Genomic DNA, 19,610 nt, shown 5'->3' with positions numbered 1-19,610 from the left:
TTAGGCGTCCGTACCCGCGAGCTTCTGTTCAATGCGCGAGACCGCGTCCACGGCCTCTTGTTGATGCGGGTTGATCTTGAGGCTCGAGCGATAGGCCTCAAGCGCGCGCTGGTCGTCGCCGACCTCTTCCAGCATCGAGCCAAGCTGGGTCAGCGCGCCGAAATGGCGCGGCTCGAGCTTCAGCGTCGTCGCGAGATCCGCAATCGCTGGCCCGAATTCACCGTCGAGATAATAGGCCACGGCGCGCAGATGCCAGCCTGCGGCGAAATCGGGCGCATGATCGGTCAGCGCCGTCAGATGGCCGATGGCTGCGGGCAAATCGCCCGCATCGAGCGCCTCTTCGCCACGCTTGTAGAGCAGGTCCATCGACGAAGAGCCCGAGCGCGACCAGATCCGCAAGATATCGGATTCCGCACGCCGCCAGGTCTCGCCTGTCGGCTCGGCCAGCTCGGCGAAAAGCTGGTCCATATCCTCGACCGTCGGGGCCGGTTCGGTTGGATCGGCGGCGACATCATCCGCGCTTGCCGTGCCCGAGGCATCAGGCGCAGCTCCATCCGGCAGGGCGCCTTTCGGAGCGGCCCCATCCGGCGCATTCCCCTCTGGGGCGTTGCCATTCGGAAGGCCGGGCAAAGCCGGAACCTGTGATCCGCCCTCGCCTCCGCCTGCCCCCTGCGCGTGAACCGGCAGCGACATTGTCCCGGTAAAGCCGAGAATCAGACTTGCGGCGGTCATGGCCGTCAGGGCACGGTGGATTTTGAAAGCGATCAGGCGCATATAGCTTATCTATACGGTCACCTGATCGAATTCCAGTGAAAGCCAATAAGGAATACGCATATGAGCAAGGTTGTGGACGCCGCCGTCGATGCCCTGTCGAAAAAGGTTCAGAATTTTGATTCGACCGCGAAATTTGTCATCGAAGACGAAGGCGCCATCGTGATCGACGCCAATGGCGTGCGCGCGGGCGACGAAGAGACCGAGGTCACGCTGACCGCCAACCGCGAGACCTTCGAAGGTCTGCTCGACGGTTCGGTCAACCCGACCATGGCTTTCATGACCGGCAAGCTCAAAATCGACGGCTCGATGGGAGTCGCGATGAAGCTGGGCACGCTGCTGTCCTGAGCCTTCCGTGACGCCTGCGCCGTTCAACACACTGCCGGGCGATCCTGTTCCCCGAGTGCGCGCCTTCTGGCTGCGCTCGGAGGATGGGGTGCGTCTGAGGGCCGCGCATTGGCCCTCGGACGTTGGTCTTGGCACGGTCTTTCTGTTTCAGGGCCGCTCTGAATATCTTGAGAAATACAATGCCGTCGCGCTCGAGCTGAATGAAGCGGGCTATGACGTCTTGTCGATCGACTGGCGCGGTCAGGGCCTGTCGGACCGGCTGCAGGAAGACCCGCGGCCAAGCTATATCCATGATTTTGCTGAATATCAGCGCGATGTGCTGGAGCTGGTGGTCGCGGCTGATACGCTCGACCTGCCCCAACCTTGGCATCTCCTTGCCCATTCGATGGGCGGCACGATCGGCTATACCTCGCTGATTTCCGAAATGCCGGTCGCCTCGGCGGTCTTTTCCGCGCCGATGTGGGGGATCAATTTCGGCCCGGTGCCGCGCTTCGTCGTCGCGGCGCTGGCATCGAGCGGCAACCGTCTGGGGCGCGGCGGGCGGATCTGCCCGGGCTCAGGCAATGACACCTCGTTCACGCTCCGCTCGTCTTTCCAGAAAAACCCGCTGACCGCGGACGGGGTGCGCTGGGGTCGCATGGTCGCCGAGGCCAACTCTTGGCCCGAGGTGACCTTGGGCGGGGTCAGCAACGAATGGCTGATGGCCGCAATGCGCGAATGCGATCATATCCTCGCCATGCCGCTGCCCGTCCAGCCCACGCTGATCGGCATTGGCCAGACCGACCGCGTCGTCTCGATCCCCGCGATCCGGCGCCGTCTTGAGGGCTGGCACGATTGTGAACTGGTCGAGCTGACCGGCTCGAAACACGAGCCCCTGATGGAGCGCGCGCCGATCCGGCGCCAGTTCATTAACGCAACCATCCGCCATTTCCGTTCAGTGGGTTGAAGAGCGGCGCGGGAAAGGTCAAATCTTGGTCAAATGAAAGGACCAGAGATGACGTTTTCCGCCTCGCCCCTCCCGCTGTTCCAGCCCGCTTTGCTTCGCGCCAAGGACGCCGGTCTTGCCGATGCTGCAGATCTCGGCAAGCTCCCTGATTGGGATCTGAGCGATCTCTACCCCGCGCCGGATGCCCCGGAACTGACCCGCGACATTGATCTGCTCGAAAAAGAGACCGCGAGCTTTGCCGCCGATTACGAAGGTCGTCTCGCCAAGCTGACGCCGGCGCAGATGCGCGACTGTATCGAGCGCTATGAACATATCAGCGTGCTGGCCGGGCGGATCATGTCCTATGCCGGGCTGCGCTATTACCAGAACACCGTCGATGGCGAGCGTGCCAAGATGCTGGGCGATCTTCAGGAAAAGATCACCAATTTCACCACGCCGCTCGTGTTCTTCTCGCTCGAATTCAACCGCATCACCGATGCGACCTATGACGAGCTGTTCTCGGCCGAAGATGGTCCCAAGCGCTACCGCCCGGTCTTTGACCGGATGCGCGCGATGCGTCCCTATCAGCTCTCGGACGAGCTGGAAAAATTCCTGCATGACAACTCGGTCGTCGGCGCCGCTGCTTGGAACCGGCTCTTCGACGAGACCACTGCCGCGCTGACCTTCGATGTCGATGGCGAGGAAATGGGTCTGGAAGCGACGCTGAACCTTCTGACCGACCACGACCGCGCCCGCCGCGAGATCGGCGCCAAGGCTTTGGCCAAAGTCTTTGAGAAAAACGTCAAGCTCTTCGCCCGCGTCCACAACACGCTCGCTAAGGAAAAGGCAATCGAGGACAAATGGCGCAAGATGCCGTCGCCGCAGGCGGCGCGCCATCTGTCCAATGATGTCGAGCCCGAGGTCGTCGAGGCGTTGCGCAATGCCGTGACCAAGGCCTATCCGCGCCTGTCGCATCGCTATTATCGCCTGAAGGCGAAATGGCTCGGGCTCGACAAGCTGCAGGTCTGGGACCGCAACGCGCCCCTGCCGACCGAAACCCCGCGCACCATCGACTGGGCCGAGGCCGAGGCGACGGTTCTGGACGCCTATGCCGGTTTCTCGCCCGAGCTTGCCGCGCTGGCGAAGCCTTTCTTCGACAAGGGCTGGATTGATGCGGGCGTAAAGCCCGGCAAAGCGCCCGGCGCCTTTGCCCATCCGGCAGTGGTCACGGTCCATCCCTATGTGCTTCTGAACTATCTGGGCAAGCCGCGCGACGTGATGACCTTGGCCCATGAGCTTGGCCACGGCGTCCACCAGCGTCTGGCCGCAGGTCAGGGCGAGCTTCTGGCTTCGACCCCCCTGACGCTGGCCGAGACCGCTTCAGTCTTTGGCGAGATGCTGACCTTCCGCGCACTTCTGGCCAAGACCACCGATCCCGTCCAGCGCAAGGCGCTCTTGGCGGGCAAGGTCGAGGATATGATCAACACGGTCGTGCGCCAGATCGCCTTCTATGACTTTGAATGCAAGCTTCATGCCGCGCGCGCCGAGGGCGAATTGACGCCCGAGGATATCAACGCGCTCTGGATGTCGGTTCAGGGCGAATCCCTGGGCGATGCCTTTGAATTCATGCCGGGCTACGAGACCTTCTGGAGCTATGTGCCCCATTTCGTCCACTCGCCCTTCTACGTCTATGCCTATGCCTTCGGCGACGGCTTGGTGAACGCGCTTTATGCGGCCTATGAGGGCGGTCTGCCGGACTTCCAGTCGAAATATTTCGACCTGCTGAAAGCCGGGGGCTCGAAGCACCACACCGAGCTTCTCGCGCCCTTCGGCCTTGACGCCTCGGACCCGGCCTTCTGGGACAAGGGGCTTTCGATGATCGAGGGCTTCATCGACGAGCTGGAGGCCATGGAGGCGTGATCCGCCTCACGCGCCTTGGTGACACCGATCTGGCGCAGCTGAACAAGCTGCGCCAGAAACCGGGCCAATATGCCGATCACGGCGCGACCATGATCCTCGATCCGACGCCGGGGATCAGCTTTCACGCGATCCATGCCGATGATGACCTCATCGGCATGTTCAAACTCGATCCGTTTTACCATCAGCGCCACGATTTCGCGACCGAGACCCAGCTCGGCCTGCGTGGCGTCCTGATCGACGAGACCCATCAGGGCAAGGGCTATGGCACCTCGGCGATGTGCGCTTTGCCCGATCATGCGCGTCTGCATTATCCGGACATGCGCCAGATCGTTCTGACCGTGAACCTGCTCAACCCCAGTGGCCGCGCCGCCTATCTCAAGGCCGGTTTCGCCGATCTGGGAGAGATCTATTACGGAGGCTCGCGCGGGCCCCAGCATATCCTGCGCCGCGACCTCCTGCTCCGCGACCTCAGGGGGGATGCATGAAAATCATCGGCCGCTTTGTTCTGATCCTGCTTTTGCTTGTCCTTCTCGCCGCGGCGGCCGTGGTCATCTGGGGCCCTGCCCTGGTCGAGCGCAGCCGCAATGTCGTGACCGCTCCCGACGGCACCTGGCCGGTCAGCCCCGAGGCCGAGGAGCTGCACAAACATCTGATCATCGGCGATCTTCATGCCGATTCCCTGCTCTGGGACCGCGATCTGCTTGACCGGGCGAGCTACGGTCATGTCGATGTGCCACGCCTGATCGCGGGCAATGTCGCGGTGCAGGTCTTTGCCACCGTGACCAAAAGCCCGCGCGGCCAGAATTACGACCACAACAGCGCCTCGGCGCCCGACAACATCACCCCTCTGGTGATCGGCCAGCTGCGCCCGCCGCAGACCTGGTTCAGCCTGCGCGCCCGGGCGCTCGATCAGGCGGCGCGGCTCAATGCCTATGCGGCCGCCGCCCCCGACGAGCTGCGCGTCATCCGCAGCCGCGCCGATCTGCAGGCGCTGCTGGCGGCGCGTGCGCAGGGCGCGAAAACCGTTGGCGCAATCTTGGCCTCCGAGGGCGGCCATCCGCTGGAAGGCCAGATCGAGAACCTGCGGCTGATGTATGACGCGGGCTTTCGCATTATTGGCGTCACCCATTTCTTCGACAATGAGCTCGGCGGCAGCCTGCATGGCGAAGGCGGCGCCGGAGCGGGCGCGGGCCTGACGCCTTTCGGGCGCGAGGTGATCTCCGAAATGGCCGATCGCGACATGATCGTCGATCTCGCCCATGCCTCACCGCAGGTGGTTCGCGACGTTCTGGCCATGCCGCATGTCACGCCGATCCTGTCGCATACCGGCATTCACAGCCAATGCGGCAGCCATCGCAATATCGACGACGCGCTTTTGCAAGGCATTGCCCAGAAAGGCGGAATTGTCGGGATCGGCTATTGGGCAGATGTGAATTGCGGTCGCCGCCCCGCCGATATCGCCCATTCCATCGCCGCCGCCATCCGGCTGCTCGGCGAAGATCACGTCGCGCTCGGCTCTGATTTCGACGGCTCGGTCGATGCGCCTTTCGATGCCGCGCATCTCGACGTGCTGACGCAGGCGCTGCTTGACGAAGGCCTGAGCGACAACCAGATTGCCAAGGTCATGGGCGGCAATATGATGGCCTTTCTGATCGGGCACCTGCCGCAATAGGGCGCTGCGAGGCCTTTGCAGGCGCAGCCCCGACACGCAGAGCCCCCTCAGCCCCCTTGCCATGCGCGCGGGCATGACAGAATCTGGCTGCGACTCAGGAGGTTTCATGCTGACCATTCACGGCGTTACCCGCTCGCGCACCTCGCGGCTCATCTGGCTTTGCCACGAAATCGGCGTGGATTTCCGCCAGATCCCGGTCATTCAGGCCTATCGCCTGCCCTGGCCAGACGCGCCGGATGCGCCACTGAACACCCAGAGCCCCGAGTTCTTGAAGCTCTCGCCCGCAGGCGCGATCCCGGTGCTGCAGGACGGCGATCTCATCCTGACCGAATCTCTTGCCTGCACGCTCTATTTGGCGCGCAAATACGGCCTGCCCTTCGGCCCGGCCGATCTCGCCGAGGAAGGGCTGGTGCTGCAATGGTCCTTCTATGCCGGCACCTGGATCGAGCCCGATGCGCTGACGCTGCTGATGCTGCACCGGCCCGGTCAGGCGCAGCCCGGCGAGGATCAGGATCTCGTGGCCCAAGCCGCCGAGCGGCTGATCCGCCCCATGCGGGTCTTCGAGACCCATCTCGCCCAGCATGAATGGCTGGTCGGCAACCGCTTTACCGTGGCCGACCTCAATGCCGCCGAGATCCTGCGCTATGCCCAGGGCTATGCCCCGCTCTTCGACGAATTCCCCGCGACCAAGGCCTGGCTTGCGCACTGTCAGACGCGTCCGGCCTATCTCAAGATGTGGGCCGAACGGCAGGCCGAGCCCGAATAAGCCAATAGCTTGGGGATTGCCCAGAGGCCGCCCCAAGCTCTTGCCCCCGGGGCGGCTCGCGTGAGATAAGCCCGAAATCAGAACAAGAGCAGTGATCCGATGGCCGAAGACCTTTTCCCCTCCAGCGAAACGGCAAGCGACGCCTATTCCGCCTCCTCGATCGAGGTGCTTGAAGGGCTCGAACCTGTCCGCAAGCGGCCGGGCATGTATATCGGCGGCACCGATGAGCGCGCGCTGCACCACCTTGTCGCCGAGATCCTCGACAACTCGATGGATGAAGCCGTCGCGGGTCACGCCAGCCGCATCGAGGTCGAGCTGCTGGCCGATTACAGCGTTGTCGTGCGCGACAATGGCCGCGGCATCCCGATTGATCCCCATCCGAAATTCCCGGGCAAATCCGCGCTCGAGGTGATTTTGTGCACGCTCCACGCGGGCGGCAAATTCTCGGGCGATGCCTATCAGACCTCGGGCGGCCTGCACGGCGTCGGCGCCTCGGTTGTCAACGCGCTGTCGGATCTGATGGTGGTGCAGGTCGCGCGCAACAAAGAGCTTTGGGAGCAGCGTTTTTCGCGAGGCATCCCGCAAGGCCCGGTCACCAAGATCGGCGCGGCGCCGAACCGGCGTGGCACCACGGTGACCTTCCACGCCGATGAGCAGATCTTCCATTCGCACCGCTTCAAACCGGCGCGGATGATGAAAATGGTCAAATCCAAGGCCTATCTGTTCTCGGGCGTCGAGATCCGCTGGAAATCCGAGATCGACGACGGCGAAACCCCGATGGAAGCGGTTTTCCACTTCCCCGGCGGTCTGGCCGATTACCTGACCGAGACGCTTGGCAAATCCTCGACCTATGCCGACCGCCCCTTCGCGGGCTCGGTCGATTTCACCGAGAAGTTCAACACGCCCGGCAAGGTCGATTGGGCGATCAACTGGACGCCCGCGCGCGATGGCTTCATCCAGAGCTATTGTAACACCGTCCCGACCCCCGAGGGCGGCACGCATGAGGCGGGCTTCTGGTCGGCGATCCTCAAGGGCGTGCGCGCTTATGGCGAGCTCATCAACAACAAGAAGGCCGCGAATATCACGCGCGAGGATCTGCTGACCGGGGGCTGCGCGCTCGTGTCCTGCTTCATCCGCGAGCCGGAATTCGTCGGCCAGACCAAGGACCGGCTGGCCACCGTCGAGGCGCAGCGTCTGGTCGAAGGCGCGGTGCGCGATCACTTTGACAACTGGCTGGCGGCGGATACCAAATCCGCAGGCTCGATCCTCGATTTCCTGATCCTCCGCGCCGAGGAACGCCTGCGCCGCAAGCAGGAAAAGGAAACCGCCCGCAAGACCGCCACCAAAAAGCTGCGCCTGCCCGGCAAGCTGGTCGATTGCTCGGCCACCAACCGCGAGGGCACCGAGCTCTTCATCGTCGAGGGTGACTCGGCCGGTGGCAGCGCCAAAATGGCGCGCGAGCGCACCTCTCAGGCGCTTTTGCCGCTCAAGGGCAAGATCCTGAACGTGCTCGGCGCGGCCTCGTCGAAACTGGGCTCGAACCAGGAAATTGCCGATCTCTGTCAGGCGCTTGGCGTCAATATGGGCACAAAGTTCAACGTCGATGATCTGCGCTACGACAAGATCATCATCATGACCGATGCCGATGTCGACGGCGCCCATATCGCCTCGCTTTTGATGACCTTCTTCTTCACCCAGATGCGGCCGCTGATCGACAAGGGCCACCTCTATCTCGCCTGCCCGCCGCTTTACCGCCTGACCCAAGGCGCGCATCGGATCTATGTCTCGGATGATGCCGAGAAGGAGCTGCTGATGGCCAAGGGCATCGGTGGCAAGGGCAAGATCGACGTGCAGCGCTTCAAAGGTCTGGGCGAAATGGATGCCAAGGACCTCAAGGACACGACGATGAACCCGAAGACGCGCAAGCTGATCCGGGTCTCGATCGACGACGAGGAAGGCGGCGAGACCGGCGATCTGGTCGAGCGGCTGATGGGCAAGAAACCCGAATTGCGTTTCCAATATATTCAGGAGAACGCCCAGTTCGCAGATGCCGAAGAGCTGGATGTCTGACAAGGACGCGCTCAAACCCCAAGGCCCGTTGCGTCTGACCGAGGACCATGTTCGCCGGGTTACGCGTCTGGTCGACGGGCCGCGCCACAATCCAGACTGGCGTCTGATGGACGATGACGATCTCGACCGGCTGGCGCAGCGCCTGACCGCGGGCCGCCCCGCGCCCGTCGAGATCTTTGCCTATGGCTCGCTGATCTGGAACCCCGGCTTTCCGGTTGCGGCGCGGCGGCGCGCGACCGCGCGCAACTGGCACCGGCAATTTTCGATCGACCTCGAGCACTTTCGTGGCTCACCCGAGCAGCCCGGGCTCATGCTCGCGCTCGCCTCGGGCGGAAGCTGTGAGGGCGTGCTTTTGGAAATCGCGCCCGCGACCACGGCCGAGGCCCTGCGCGCTGTCCTGCGTCGCGAGCTGGTCGCTCATGAGCTTGCCGCGAATTTCCGCTGGATCGAGGTCGAGACCGGCGGCATGGAGCGCGAGGCCCTGACCTTCTACGCCGATCCCGTCGATGTAACGCTCACCGATCTGCCGATCGAGGAGCAAGCCCGCCGGTTGGCCCATGCCAATGGCGCGGCGGGCTCTGGCTCGGAATATCTGCTGCGCACGGCGCAAAGCCTTGAGGAAGCTGGTATCCACGACGGCTATATCTGGGAACTTCAGGCATTGGTCGCCGAAGAGATCGACCGTTGGAGCGGCATGGAAGGAAAAAACTGACATGGCCGTCGCGAACGCGATCCTGCTTTACCTTGTCGCCGCACTCGCCGAAATCGCGGGCTGCTTTGCTTTCTGGGCCTGGCTGCGTCTGGGGCGCTCAGTGTGGTGGTTGCTGCCCGGAATGATCTCGCTCGCCTTCTTTGCCTGGCTCTTGACCCGGGTCGATACAGGCTTTGCTGGTCGCGCCTATGCCGCCTACGGCGGCGTCTATATCGCGGCGTCCGTCGGCTGGCTCTGGCTCGCCGAAGGTCAAATCCCCTCGCGGTGGGATCTGCTTGGCGGGGCGATTTGTCTGGTCGGCATGGCGGTGATTTTGATGGGAACGCGGGCGGCCTGAGCAAGCGTAGCTGGCACTCCATCTGAAGGCCGCCCGATTAAATCCTCCCGCTCAACTGCAGGTCGTCGGCGCCCCTTTGGCCACGGCGTTCTTCCAGTCCGCGCCAAGCGTTTCACGCGCCGAAAGGGCAGATTTGGCTTCCGCAGAGCCTTCGGCGATCATCCGGACAACCATGCCTTGCGAGTAGTTCTGATGGAATCCGGTGAAAATATCGCCCGAAACGCCGCTATCGGTCTGATCGCCCAGAATGACGAACTTATCGCCGCCCTTGCGGATCACTTCGATGGCGGCACTTTTGAACGCAACGTTTCGTGCGCCAGATGGCCCACAAGCTGGCGCGGCATGTGTCGCAACCTTGAAGGTATCCTTGCTCATGGGCTGGATCTGGGTCTGTGTACATGCAGAAACTCCGATCGCGAGTCCGAACACGATGGGAAGCACCGAATAACGCATCTAATTCCTCATACAAATCATCTCTCGCGGAAAAGTTGTATGGGGTCGGGTTTTAAGTCAATGACGAGATCGTGATCATCTTAGCGATCTGCCGTTCCCTATCGGCATTTGCGAGGCGTCAGAACTTCAAGCCCACGTTGAAATCCGCACCATCCTTGCCGATGCCGAAGCTTGCCGCGCCGAGCGAAAAGCCGATCAGCGCGCCAGCCCAGACCTGCTCGGGCGTATGTTCCCCGGCATGGATGCGGCTGTAACCGGTCAGCCCCGCCGCGCCATAGGCGAGCGCGCCCGCCCAAGGCTTGTCGTCAAAGCATTTGCCCGCGAGATCCGCCGCGCCGAAGGCCGCCGCAGCAGTATGGCCCGAGGGGAAGCCGCCGCCCGCGCCAGTCGGACGCCGCCCGATTGGCGCATCTTCGAAGTAATATTTCAGCGCGAGCACCACGCCCGCCTGCACCGCACCCCGCACCGCGAAATCCTTAAGCCGATGTTGATCCGCAGCACAGACAGCCGCAGCAAGCGGCAAGCCATATTTCATCCCGGTCCCGAAGCTTTCCAGCGGATCGGCCAAAGGCGGACCTGCCACCGCGCAAGCGCAAATCAGGGCGAGAGCTTTCATCTGATGCATTCCCCGTCAGGACGAAACGTCTTTCAGGTCTAAGCGGATCGAGCGGGTTTCACACGCAGATTTGGCGGGCATTTGCGGATTTCCGCGCGCCTGTCACATCTCTGCGCGGGCGCCTTCGCCCAGCCGGATGATCCGGTCCATCCTTTCGGCCAGTTGCAGGTTATGCGTCGCGATCAGCGCGGCAAGCCCGGTTTCGCGCACCAGCGACACCAGCACGTCGAAGACCCGATCCGACGTGCCCGGATCAAGGTTTCCGGTCGGCTCATCGGCCAGCAGAAGCGCCGGACCATTGGCAAGCGCGCGGCAGAAAGCGACGCGCTGTTGCTCTCCTCCCGAGAGCTGGGCCGGACGGTGATCGGCGCGATGCGTGAGCCCGACGCGCCCAAGAAGATCCCGCGCACGTTCCTTCGAAATTTTCTCGGAAACGCCATTAGCCAATTGGGGAAGAACAATATTCTCTTCCGCCGTGAACTCCGGGAGAAGATGGTGGAACTGGTAAACGAAACCCAGCTCTTCGCGCCGCGCCGCGGTGCGCAGCTTGTCTGAAAGCCCCGTCAGATCGCGCCCCTTGAGCAGAACGCGACCGGAATCCGGCGTATCGAGCAGCCCCGCAATATGAAGAAGCGTCGATTTCCCCGCACCCGAGGGCGCGACCAGCGCCACAACCTCGCCCGCGCCGACGCGCAGGTTCAGGTCCTTGAGCACCGGCACGGCAGCCGTGCCGTCCTTGCCGTAAGTCTTTGAAATATTTTCCAGACGGAGAACATCATTCATAACGCAGCGCCTCTACCGGGTTCATGCGAGCCGCACGGCGCGCCGGGAAAATCGTGACGATGAAGGACAAAGCCAGCGAAAGGCCGACTGCCTTGGCGATGTCGATGCCGCGAAGCTTCGCGGGCAGCTCATAAATGCCGCGCACCGAGGGATCCCAGGCGCCGCCGCCCGAGAGGAAGTTCACGAAGGCCATGATGTGATCGACATTGAGCGCGAAGAGTACGCCAAGCGCCACACCGGCAATCGTGCCGATCACGCCGGTAAAAGCGCCGCAGAGGAAGAAGACGCGCAGGATCGCGCCCTCGGTCAGCCCCATCGTGCGCAAGATCCCGATGTCGCGGCCCTTGTTCTTGACCAGCATGATCAGTCCAGAGGTGATGTTCATCGAGGCGATCAGCACGAGGATGGAGAGGATGATGAACATAACATTATCCTCCATATCCAAAGCCTTGAGGAAGGAACCTGAGGAATCCTTCCAAGTCCAGACCTGCGCATTCTCGCCACCGATCTTCAACAGCGGCTGGGTCCAGTCGTCAACTTTCTCGGGGTCTTTGACATAGACCTCGATCTCATCGGCGACGCCCTCGCGGTTGAAATAGCTTTGCGCTTCGGCCAGCGGCATATAGATGCGCGTGCGGTCGATGTCATAGCGCCCGGCCGAGAAGATATAGGTGACCTCATAGGTCGAGATCCGCGGCGTCACGCCGACCGGCGTCTTGGCGCCATTGGGCGAAATCAGCTGGATCTTGTCGCCCAGACTGACCCCCAGCTCGCGCGCAATACCGACGCCGATGGCAATGCCGTGCTCAAAGTTCTCGAGGCTGCCTTGCGAGGTTTCAGGATCGGTAATCCGAGATATTTTCTTGATATCGTCGTAGGTTACGCCGTAAATCTCAGCCGCATTCATCCGGTCGCCATTGCTGACCATCGCCTGTCCACGCACGATCGCCGTCGCGCGCTCGACCCCGGGCAGCGCCGCGACCTTGCTCGCCAAAGCGTCGTAATCCGAGATCGTGCCGGGCACCGAATAGGTCTCATCCGTCAGATCATTGATGACATAGGTCGGCGCATAATAGAGCGAGGTATCGGCGTTGGCGCCAAGGATCGTATCGACGAACTCCTCGCGAAAGCCAGAGCGGACCGCCAATGTCGCGATCAGCGCCATGACGCCCAGAGTGATGCCGATCAGGCTGATCCAGGTCATCACACTGACCCCGCCTTCGGCACGGCGCGCCCGCAAATAGCGCCAGGCGATCATGAATTCATAGCGCGAGAACGGGGGCGTGCTGGCCATCGGACACCTCTTGCAAGTCTTTGTCTGATTGGCGTGCGCGCAAGCGAAAGGCAAGGCAACAACGCCGTGAAGGCTAAAGCGGGCCGAGCCTGCGCTCTTCGGACAGCATGACATTGGCCTCGACCTGACCGATGCCGGGCAAGGTCATGATCCGACGACGCAAGATGCGCTCGAAATCGGCAATGTCGCGGGCGACGACGCGCAGGCGATAGTCGAATTGCCCAAGCACATGCTGAACGACCTGCACCTCAGGGATCGCAGTGACGCCGCGCTCGAAATCCTCCATGCTGGTGCGACCTTTGGCCGCCAGCCGAATGCCCAGAAAGATCGTGACGCCGAAACCAGCCGCCGTCTGATCGACCTCGATCCGGCGCCCGGCCATGACGCCAGCCTCGGTCAGGCGGCGAATGCGGCGCCAGACGGCGGGCTGGGTCAGGCCAAGCGCCCGCCCGATTTCGGCAGCCCCCCGCGTCGCATCCTCGGCCAGAAGCTTCAGGATCGCGAGATCGGTGCTATCGGTTTCCACGCTCACAGCGGCATCTCCTGCGTCGATTTGATGGTCGAGACCAGCATCAGCGCATCGCTGTCGGCGACATGGGGCAAGGTCAGGATCTTTTCGCGGTAGATCTGCTGCCAATGGCCCATGTCGCGCGCAATCACCGACAGCCGCAGATCGACCGAGCCGAGGAAGGTCTGGATTTCGATCACCTCGGGCACCTCGCGCGCGGCGGCGGTGAAGGCGTCGAAGGCATGGGGGACGGTCTTGTCGAGCGTGAAGCGCAGGCTCACCTCGACACCATAGCCAAGCGCGCGCCAGTCGATGCGCCCGCGAATGGCGCGGATCACGCCCTCGGCCCGCATCTTTTCCATCCGGCGCCACAGGCTTGCCCCCGTCACCCCTGCCCGTTCGGCAAGCAGCGTATTGGGCGCCTCGGGATCGGCGAGCAAATGGCGCAAAATACGGCGATCCGTCTCATCAAGCATGACTATTCGATATTTCTCGATAGTTGGTTATGATTTTTTCGATTTATCTGCAATATTCGCGAAAAATGAACAGAACGCGAGAAAATTCTTCGCTAAAACCGATGCAGCAAACATGAAAGGACGCCCCGATGCGCGTTTACTACGATCGCGATTGCGATGTGAACCTGATCAAAGACAAAAAAGTGGCCATGCTCGGCTACGGCAGCCAGGGCCATGCCCATGCGCTGAACCTGCGCGATTCGGGTGCGAAAAACGTCGTCGTCGCCCTGCGCGAGGGCTCGGCCTCGGCCAAGAAAGCCGAAGCGGAAGGCCTGAAAGTCATGGGCATCGCCGAAGCCGCTGCTTGGGCCGACCTGATCATGTTCACCATGCCCGACGAACTGCAGGCCGAGACCTACAAGAAATACGTCCATGACAACATCCGTGAAGGCGCCGCGATTGCCTTCGCTCACGGCCTGAACATCCACTTCGGCCTGATCGAGCCGAAGCCGGGCGTCGACATCATCATGATGGCTCCCAAAGGCCCGGGCCACACCGTGCGCGGCGAATACACCAAAGGCGGCGGCGTGCCCTGCCTCTTCGCAGTCCACCACGACGCAACCGGCAAAGCTCAGGACCTCGCATTGTCCTATTGCTCGGCCATCGGTGGCGGCCGCTCGGGCATCATCGAGACCAACTTCCGTCAGGAATGCGAAACCGACCTCTTCGGCGAACAAGCCGTTCTCTGCGGCGGTCTGGTCGAACTGATCCGCATGGGCTTTGAAACCCTGGTCGAAGCTGGCTACGAGCCGGAAATGGCCTATTTCGAATGCCTGCACGAAGTGAAGCTGATCGTCGACCTGATCTATGAAGGCGGCATCGCCAACATGAACTACTCGATCTCGAACACCGCCGAATACGGCGAATATGTTTCGGGCCCGCGCATTCTGCCCTACGACGAGACCAAAGCCCGCATGAAAGCGGTCCTCACCGACATCCAGACCGGCAAATTCGTTCGCGACTTCATGCTGGAAAACGCTGTCGGCCAGCCCTCGTTCAAAGCGACCCGTCGTATCAACGACGAGCACCAGATCGAGAAAGTCGGCGAGAAACTGCGCGCAATGATGCCGTGGATCTCGAAAGGCAAAATGGTCGACAAAGCGCGCAACTAAGCGCGACCCGATCAAAGAAAAGCCCCGCTTTCGCGGGGCTTTTTTATGTCGAGCGGGTCGAGAAGGATCAGACGCGCACGCCGGGCTCGGGAACGCTTTGGGCATGTTGCAACCGCCGGATCGCGGCTTTTTCGTCCGAGGCGGTATAGCCCGCGTTCAGCAGACGGATCAGCTGGCCGACGAAAACCGGATCGGTGCGCTGAAGACCGGCAAGCTGGTCGTCGCTGAGCAGGTTCACATAAGCCACCGCGACATCGTCGCTGTCGCTCCAATGCGCCTTCTCCAGCCGGTCGAAGATCGAGCGCAGGCGGCGGGTGTTGTTGCCAAGCGTCACGCAGAACTTGGCCAGCCCCTTCTCATCCATATTGAAGGTCATGCCCCAGCCGCCGGTGCGGAAGCGGTTGACGACGAATTCACCGTCTTGGGCGATGTAATTGTCAAAGCCATGCGCGACTTTGAAGCCAACCTTCGAGCTCGACCAATCGGCGGTAAGATCAAGGATGCTGACGAAATCGAAGGTATAGGCGTTGTTGACGCGTTTGATCCCCGAGGGCCAGCCGCGCGCCGGAGAGCCGAAGCTGAAGACCTCAAGCCCCTGAACCGAGCCTGCGCCCTTGACCAGCGTGACCGCCGACAGCGCGTTCGAGCCGATCAGATTGCCCTGGCTGTGACAGTAAAGCGGCGTCCCGAGCATACCGCCCGGCGCAGCGAGCAAAGCGAACAGCGCCTGCGAGGCGGCGTTGCTGCTCAGAAGATCATAGGTGAAATCTTCCTTGGTCAGCATGACGTTCTTCCGCTTTTGCGCCTGATAAAGCGCCTCGTAAAGCTCGAACCCACGCTGGTTATAATTGGCATTGCCGGTCTGAACGCCGGTCAGACTGGCCTTGTCGGTGATGCATTGCCAGACATCGGGCCAGAAACCGCCCTTCTTGTTATAGACCCCGATCACCGGGCAACCAAGCATCAGCGAGAGGTTGTTCGCGCTGGTCATATGGTCGTTCGGATCGTTGTCCATCCCGTTGACGAAGATCACCGACTTGTGCGGTGTGAACCAAGATTTGTCCTGCACCTCGGGCGAGACATAGCGCGTGACCGCCCCGTCAAAGCCGGGCAGCACGTTTTGCGCAATGTTCGGAAACCGCATCGAAAACCTCCAACAGAAGATGGGTTGGCGGCATTAAGCAGAGAGTTCAGGGCGATTCCAAGTCTAATTTGTCTGCGACTGAACTTATTCGTCGACGATTTCGAGCACGCCGGGAATTGCCCTTAGGGCCTGTCGCGCGGGGGTTGTGAGCGGGGCATCCGCAGCGATCTCGACATCGACCAAATCGTCGCCGTCACGGAATCGCAGACTGATCGGACCGCGGGCCCGCGCGGGCGCTTTGACCTCGCTCAGAATGCGTTGCAGGGCGGCCGCGATCTCGGGAACCGGATGAAGATCGGCAATCGTGATCGCCAGACGGTCGGCCCCGGCATCGGCAATCGCGGCTTCGAGCGGCGTGACGCCGCGCGCCAAAAGCTTGACCAATTCGCCCGAGGGCTCGACCTGCACCTGCAAGACGACATTGGCGCCCGGTTCAAGATCCTGCCGATGCGCGTCGAGCGTGTCGGAAAAGACCGTGACCTCGTAAAGCCCGGTCGGGTCCGACAGGCTGACAAAGGCGTAGCGCGTGCCCTTGGCCGATTTCTTCTCTTGCCGGCTCGAGACCGTGCCCGCAATCGAGGCAACCATCGCGCCATCCTGCGCCGCCAGCGTGATCTCGGCCAAGGTCGAAACATTCTTGCGCTTGAGCGCGGTCTGATAATCGTCGAGCGGATGGCCCGAGAGATAGAAGCCGACCGCCGCATGTTCCTCGGCCAGTTTCTCGGTCGGCAGCCACAAAGGCGCGGTGACGGCGCGCGGCGGCGGCAGATCCTCGCCGCCCCCGAACAGCGAGCTCTGGTTCGATTGCGCGGCCTCTTGCACCGCCGCCGACCAAGCGACCAGCCCGTCAAGCGCACGCAGCACTTTCGAGCGGTTCGGATCGAGCTGATCGAAAGCCCCGGCCCGCGCCAAAGTTTCGAGCGGCCGCTTGCCCACACGCTTCATATCAACCCGGCGTGCAAAATCGACCATATCGCGGAAGGGCGTCTCGCCCCGCGCCTTGACGATCAGATTCATCGCCTCGCCACCGACACCTTTGAGCGCGCCGAGCGCATAATGGATGCGCCCCTCTTTCACGCTATAGGTGGCAAGCGAGCGGTTCACGCAAGGCGGCACCATCTCGATCCCCATCCGGTCGGTCTCGCGCTTATAGATCGCAAGTTTGTCGGTCAGATGGATATCGCAGTTCATCACCGCAGCCATGAACTCGACCGGATGGTTCGCCTTGAGCCAAGCCGTCTGATAGCTGACCACGGCATAGGCGGCGGCGTGAGATTTGTTGAAGCCGTAATTCGCGAATTTTTCGAGCAGGTCGAAAACCTCGCCCGATTTCTTGGCATCAATCCCCTGCGCCTTGCAGCCCTCGACGAATTTCGGGCGCTCCTTGGCCATTTCCTCGGCGATCTTCTTGCCCATGGCGCGGCGCAACAGGTCGGCGCCGCCAAGCGAATAACCCGCCATGACCTGCGCGATCTGCATCACCTGTTCCTGATAGACGATGATGCCCTGCGTCTCGGACAGGATCGGATCAATCGTCGGATGCAAGGATTCCAGCGGTTTAACGCCGTTCTTCACATCGCAATAGGTCGGGATATTCTCCATCGGGCCGGGGCGGTAAAGCGCCACGAGGGCCACGATATCCTCGATACAGGTCGGGCGCATGCGCCGCAGCGCATCCATCATGCCCGAGCTTTCCACCTGAAAGACCGCAACCGTGCGCGCCGCCGAGAAGAGCTCATAGGTCGGCGCGTCATCCAGCGGGATCGCGTTGATTTCGTCGATCTCGGTCTCGGGCGGCGCATAAAGCGTGCGGCCATCGGGCGCGATATGCAGATGTCGTCCACCGCCCCGGATCAGATCGACGGCGTTTTGGATGACGGTCAGTGTCTTCAGGCCAAGAAAGTCGAATTTGACCAGACCGGCCTGCTCGACCCATTTCATATTGAACTGGGTCGCGGGCATGTCCGAGGCCGGATCGCGGTAGATCGGCACCAGCTGATCGAGCGGATCGGGCGAGATCACCACCCCCGCGGCATGGGTCGAGGCGTTGCGGTAAAGCCCTTCGAGCTTGGCCGCATAATCGAGCAGCCGCGCGACGACCTCTTCCTTCGCCGCCTCGCGCAGACGCGGCTCATCGGCCAGCGCCTTCGTCACCGAAACCGGCTTCACTCCCTCAACCGGGATCATCTTCGACAGACGATCGACCTGACCGAAGGGCAATTGCAGCACGCGGCCCACGTCGCGTACCGCGGCTTTCGACAAAAGCGCACCGAAGGTGATGATCTGGCCGACCTTGTCGCGGCCATAGCGGTCCTGAACGTAGCGAATGACCTCTTCGCGGCGATCCATGCAGAAGTCGATGTCGAAGTCCGGCATCGAGACCCGCTCGGGGTTGAGGAAGCGCTCAAAGAGCAGCGAATAGCGCAAGGGATCGATATCGGTAATGGTCAGCGCATAGGCGACGAGCGAGCCCGCACCCGACCCCCGGCCCGGCCCGACTGGAATGCCGTGATCCTTGGCCCATTTGATAAAATCGGCAACGATCAGGAAATAGCCGGGAAAACCCATCTGCTCGATGATATCGAGCTCGAATTGCAGGCGCTTTTCATATTCCTCGACCGTGGTCGAATGAGGAATGACCGCCAAGCGCCGCGCCAGCCCCTCCTCGGCCTGACGCCGAAGCTCGACCACCTCGTCATCGGCAAAGCGCGGCAGGATCGGCTTGTGCTTGGCCACGGCAAAAGAGCAGCGCCGCGCGATTTCCACGGTATTCTCGATCGCCTCGGGCAGATCGGCGAAAAGCGCGGCCATTTCCTCGGAGGATTTGAAGTAATGGGACGGCGTCAGACGGCGGCGCGGCTGGGTCTGATCGACATAGGCGCGCTCGGCGATGCAGATCAGCGCATCATGGGCGTCGTAAAGATCGGGCTTCGGGAAATAGACATCATTCGTCGCGACCAATGGCAGATCGAGCGCATAGGCCAGATCAATCATGCCCCCCTCGGCCGAGACCTCTTCAGCCACGGGTTGGCCCGAGCCGTCGCGATGGCGTTGCAGCTCGACATAAAGCCGGTCGGGGTAAAAACGCTTGAGCTCTTCGACGAAAGCGCGCGCCTCGGGCAAAAGCCCCTGGCCGACCAATTGGCCCAAGGGCCCAAGCGCCCCGCCGGTCAGACAGATCAGCCCCTCTGTCCGGCTTTCCAGCTCGGCCAGAGTGACGTGGACCGGTGCCGTGCCCTCGCGCATGTAAAGCACCGTCGAAAGGCTCATCAGATTGAGCCAGCCCGCCCGGTTCTGCGCCAAAAGCACGATCGGCCCGGTCACTTTCTCGGTCACGACGCTGACCTGACAGCCGATGATCGGCTGCACGCCCTTGTCCTGCGATTTGACCGAAAACTCGAGCCCCGCGAAAAGCGCATTGCTGTCGGTCAACGCGACCGCCGGCATCCCCATCTCGGCCGCAAGCGCGGGCAGCTTGGCCGCATGGATCGCGCCCTCCAGAAGCGAATGCTCGGAATGGGTGCGCAGGTGAATGAATCGAGGAGAGCTTTGGGTCATGCCCTGAATTTAGGACATCTCCCCGCCAAGTCCAATCGCGACCCGGCACTGCGGCGAAAAGAAGGCGCGAAAAAGCGCGCGCCAACGGGGCCGGAAAATGAATACG

Annotated in this window: 19 protein-coding genes; 10 read left to right on the top strand and 9 right to left on the bottom strand. The window is 62.1% G+C overall.

Annotated features, from left to right (window positions below):
- Positions 1-774, bottom strand: coding sequence for a tetratricopeptide repeat protein (locus tag JCM7686_RS25115; protein WP_020950074.1), 774 nt, complete (start codon positions 772-774; stop codon positions 1-3).
- A 60-nt stretch (positions 775-834) separates the two neighbouring features.
- On the opposite strand from JCM7686_RS25115, the gene JCM7686_RS06580 reads away from it, so the two are divergent.
- The 9 genes from JCM7686_RS06580 (at position 835) to JCM7686_RS06540 (ending at position 9,521) form a co-directional block, all read left to right on the top strand.
- Entirely contained in the window at positions 835-1,119 is a 285-nt protein-coding gene (locus JCM7686_RS06580) for an SCP2 sterol-binding domain-containing protein (protein ID WP_020950073.1), read from the top strand.
- A gap of 7 nt (positions 1,120-1,126) precedes the next feature.
- Entirely contained in the window at positions 1,127-2,065 is a 939-nt protein-coding gene (locus JCM7686_RS06575; protein WP_020950072.1) for an alpha/beta hydrolase, read from the top strand.
- 48 nt (positions 2,066-2,113) lie between these two features.
- Positions 2,114-3,964: a M3 family oligoendopeptidase gene (locus JCM7686_RS06570; protein WP_020950071.1), complete on the top strand. Its 1,851-nt coding sequence runs from the start codon at positions 2,114-2,116 to the stop codon at positions 3,962-3,964.
- Positions 3,961-4,449 (top strand): GNAT family N-acetyltransferase, encoded by a 489-nt coding sequence (locus JCM7686_RS06565; RefSeq protein WP_020950070.1) that lies wholly within the window; start codon positions 3,961-3,963, stop codon positions 4,447-4,449. Before JCM7686_RS06570 ends, JCM7686_RS06565 begins: the two co-directional genes overlap by 4 nt.
- Positions 4,446-5,636, top strand: a complete 1,191-nt coding sequence (locus JCM7686_RS06560) for a dipeptidase (protein ID WP_020950069.1) — start codon at positions 4,446-4,448, stop codon at positions 5,634-5,636. Before JCM7686_RS06565 ends, JCM7686_RS06560 begins: the two co-directional genes overlap by 4 nt.
- Positions 5,637-5,742: 106 nt before the next feature.
- Entirely contained in the window at positions 5,743-6,402 is a 660-nt protein-coding gene (locus tag JCM7686_RS06555) for a glutathione S-transferase family protein (protein WP_041527184.1), read from the top strand.
- 99 nt (positions 6,403-6,501) lie between these two features.
- Positions 6,502-8,472, top strand: coding sequence for a DNA topoisomerase IV subunit B (gene parE / locus JCM7686_RS06550; protein WP_020950067.1), 1,971 nt, complete (start codon positions 6,502-6,504; stop codon positions 8,470-8,472).
- Complete coding sequence (locus tag JCM7686_RS06545; RefSeq protein WP_051201526.1) at positions 8,465-9,184, top strand: gamma-glutamylcyclotransferase; 720 nt, start codon at positions 8,465-8,467, stop codon at positions 9,182-9,184. The genes parE and JCM7686_RS06545 overlap by 8 nt, the downstream gene beginning before the upstream one ends.
- 1 nt (position 9,185) lies before the next feature.
- Positions 9,186-9,521 (top strand): YnfA family protein, encoded by a 336-nt coding sequence (locus tag JCM7686_RS06540; RefSeq protein ID WP_041527183.1) that lies wholly within the window; start codon positions 9,186-9,188, stop codon positions 9,519-9,521.
- 51 nt (positions 9,522-9,572) lie between these two features.
- Here the strand turns inward: JCM7686_RS06540 and JCM7686_RS06535 are convergent, their stop codons facing one another.
- From JCM7686_RS06535 to JCM7686_RS06510, 6 genes are all read right to left on the bottom strand, one after another.
- Positions 9,573-9,896: a hypothetical protein gene (locus tag JCM7686_RS06535; RefSeq protein WP_041527182.1), complete on the bottom strand. Its 324-nt coding sequence runs from the start codon at positions 9,894-9,896 to the stop codon at positions 9,573-9,575.
- Between the two features lie 196 nt (positions 9,897-10,092).
- Positions 10,093-10,590 carry a phosphatase PAP2 family protein gene (locus tag JCM7686_RS06530; RefSeq protein ID WP_020950064.1) on the bottom strand — a complete coding sequence of 166 codons (498 nt, stop codon included), beginning with the start codon at positions 10,588-10,590 and terminating at the stop codon, positions 10,093-10,095.
- 102 nt (positions 10,591-10,692) lie between these two features.
- Entirely contained in the window at positions 10,693-11,373 is a 681-nt protein-coding gene (locus tag JCM7686_RS06525) for an ABC transporter ATP-binding protein (protein ID WP_020950063.1), read from the bottom strand.
- Positions 11,366-12,667 (bottom strand): lipoprotein-releasing ABC transporter permease subunit, encoded by a 1,302-nt coding sequence (locus JCM7686_RS06520; protein ID WP_020950062.1) that lies wholly within the window; start codon positions 12,665-12,667, stop codon positions 11,366-11,368. Before JCM7686_RS06520 ends, JCM7686_RS06525 begins: the two co-directional genes overlap by 8 nt.
- 73 nt (positions 12,668-12,740) lie before the next feature.
- The gene (locus tag JCM7686_RS06515; RefSeq protein WP_020950061.1) at positions 12,741-13,199 is read right to left on the bottom strand and encodes an Lrp/AsnC family transcriptional regulator; all 459 of its coding nucleotides are present in this window, start codon (positions 13,197-13,199) and stop codon (positions 12,741-12,743) included.
- Positions 13,196-13,651 carry an Lrp/AsnC family transcriptional regulator gene (locus JCM7686_RS06510; RefSeq protein WP_020950060.1) on the bottom strand — a complete coding sequence of 152 codons (456 nt, stop codon included), beginning with the start codon at positions 13,649-13,651 and terminating at the stop codon, positions 13,196-13,198. Before JCM7686_RS06510 ends, JCM7686_RS06515 begins: the two co-directional genes overlap by 4 nt.
- A gap of 128 nt (positions 13,652-13,779) precedes the next feature.
- Between JCM7686_RS06510 and ilvC the strand changes: the two genes are divergently transcribed.
- Positions 13,780-14,802 carry a ketol-acid reductoisomerase gene (ilvC, locus tag JCM7686_RS06505; protein WP_020950059.1) on the top strand — a complete coding sequence of 341 codons (1,023 nt, stop codon included), beginning with the start codon at positions 13,780-13,782 and terminating at the stop codon, positions 14,800-14,802.
- Between the two features lie 67 nt (positions 14,803-14,869).
- Here the strand turns inward: ilvC and JCM7686_RS06500 are convergent, their stop codons facing one another.
- Both JCM7686_RS06500 and dnaE read right to left on the bottom strand, forming a co-directional pair.
- Positions 14,870-15,946, bottom strand: a complete 1,077-nt coding sequence (locus JCM7686_RS06500) for a hypothetical protein (RefSeq protein ID WP_020950058.1) — start codon at positions 15,944-15,946, stop codon at positions 14,870-14,872.
- 84 nt (positions 15,947-16,030) lie between these two features.
- Entirely contained in the window at positions 16,031-19,504 is a 3,474-nt protein-coding gene (dnaE, locus tag JCM7686_RS06495) for a DNA polymerase III subunit alpha (protein WP_020950057.1), read from the bottom strand.
- Between the last annotated feature and the right edge of the window lie 106 nt (positions 19,505-19,610).

Origin of the sequence: Paracoccus aminophilus JCM 7686 (assembly GCF_000444995.1) — a bacterium.
Classification (GTDB): Bacteria; Pseudomonadota; Alphaproteobacteria; order Rhodobacterales; family Rhodobacteraceae; genus Paracoccus; species Paracoccus aminophilus.
Note: the sequence above shows the minus strand (reverse complement) of the source record. Positions and strands in the feature narration are given on the sequence as shown.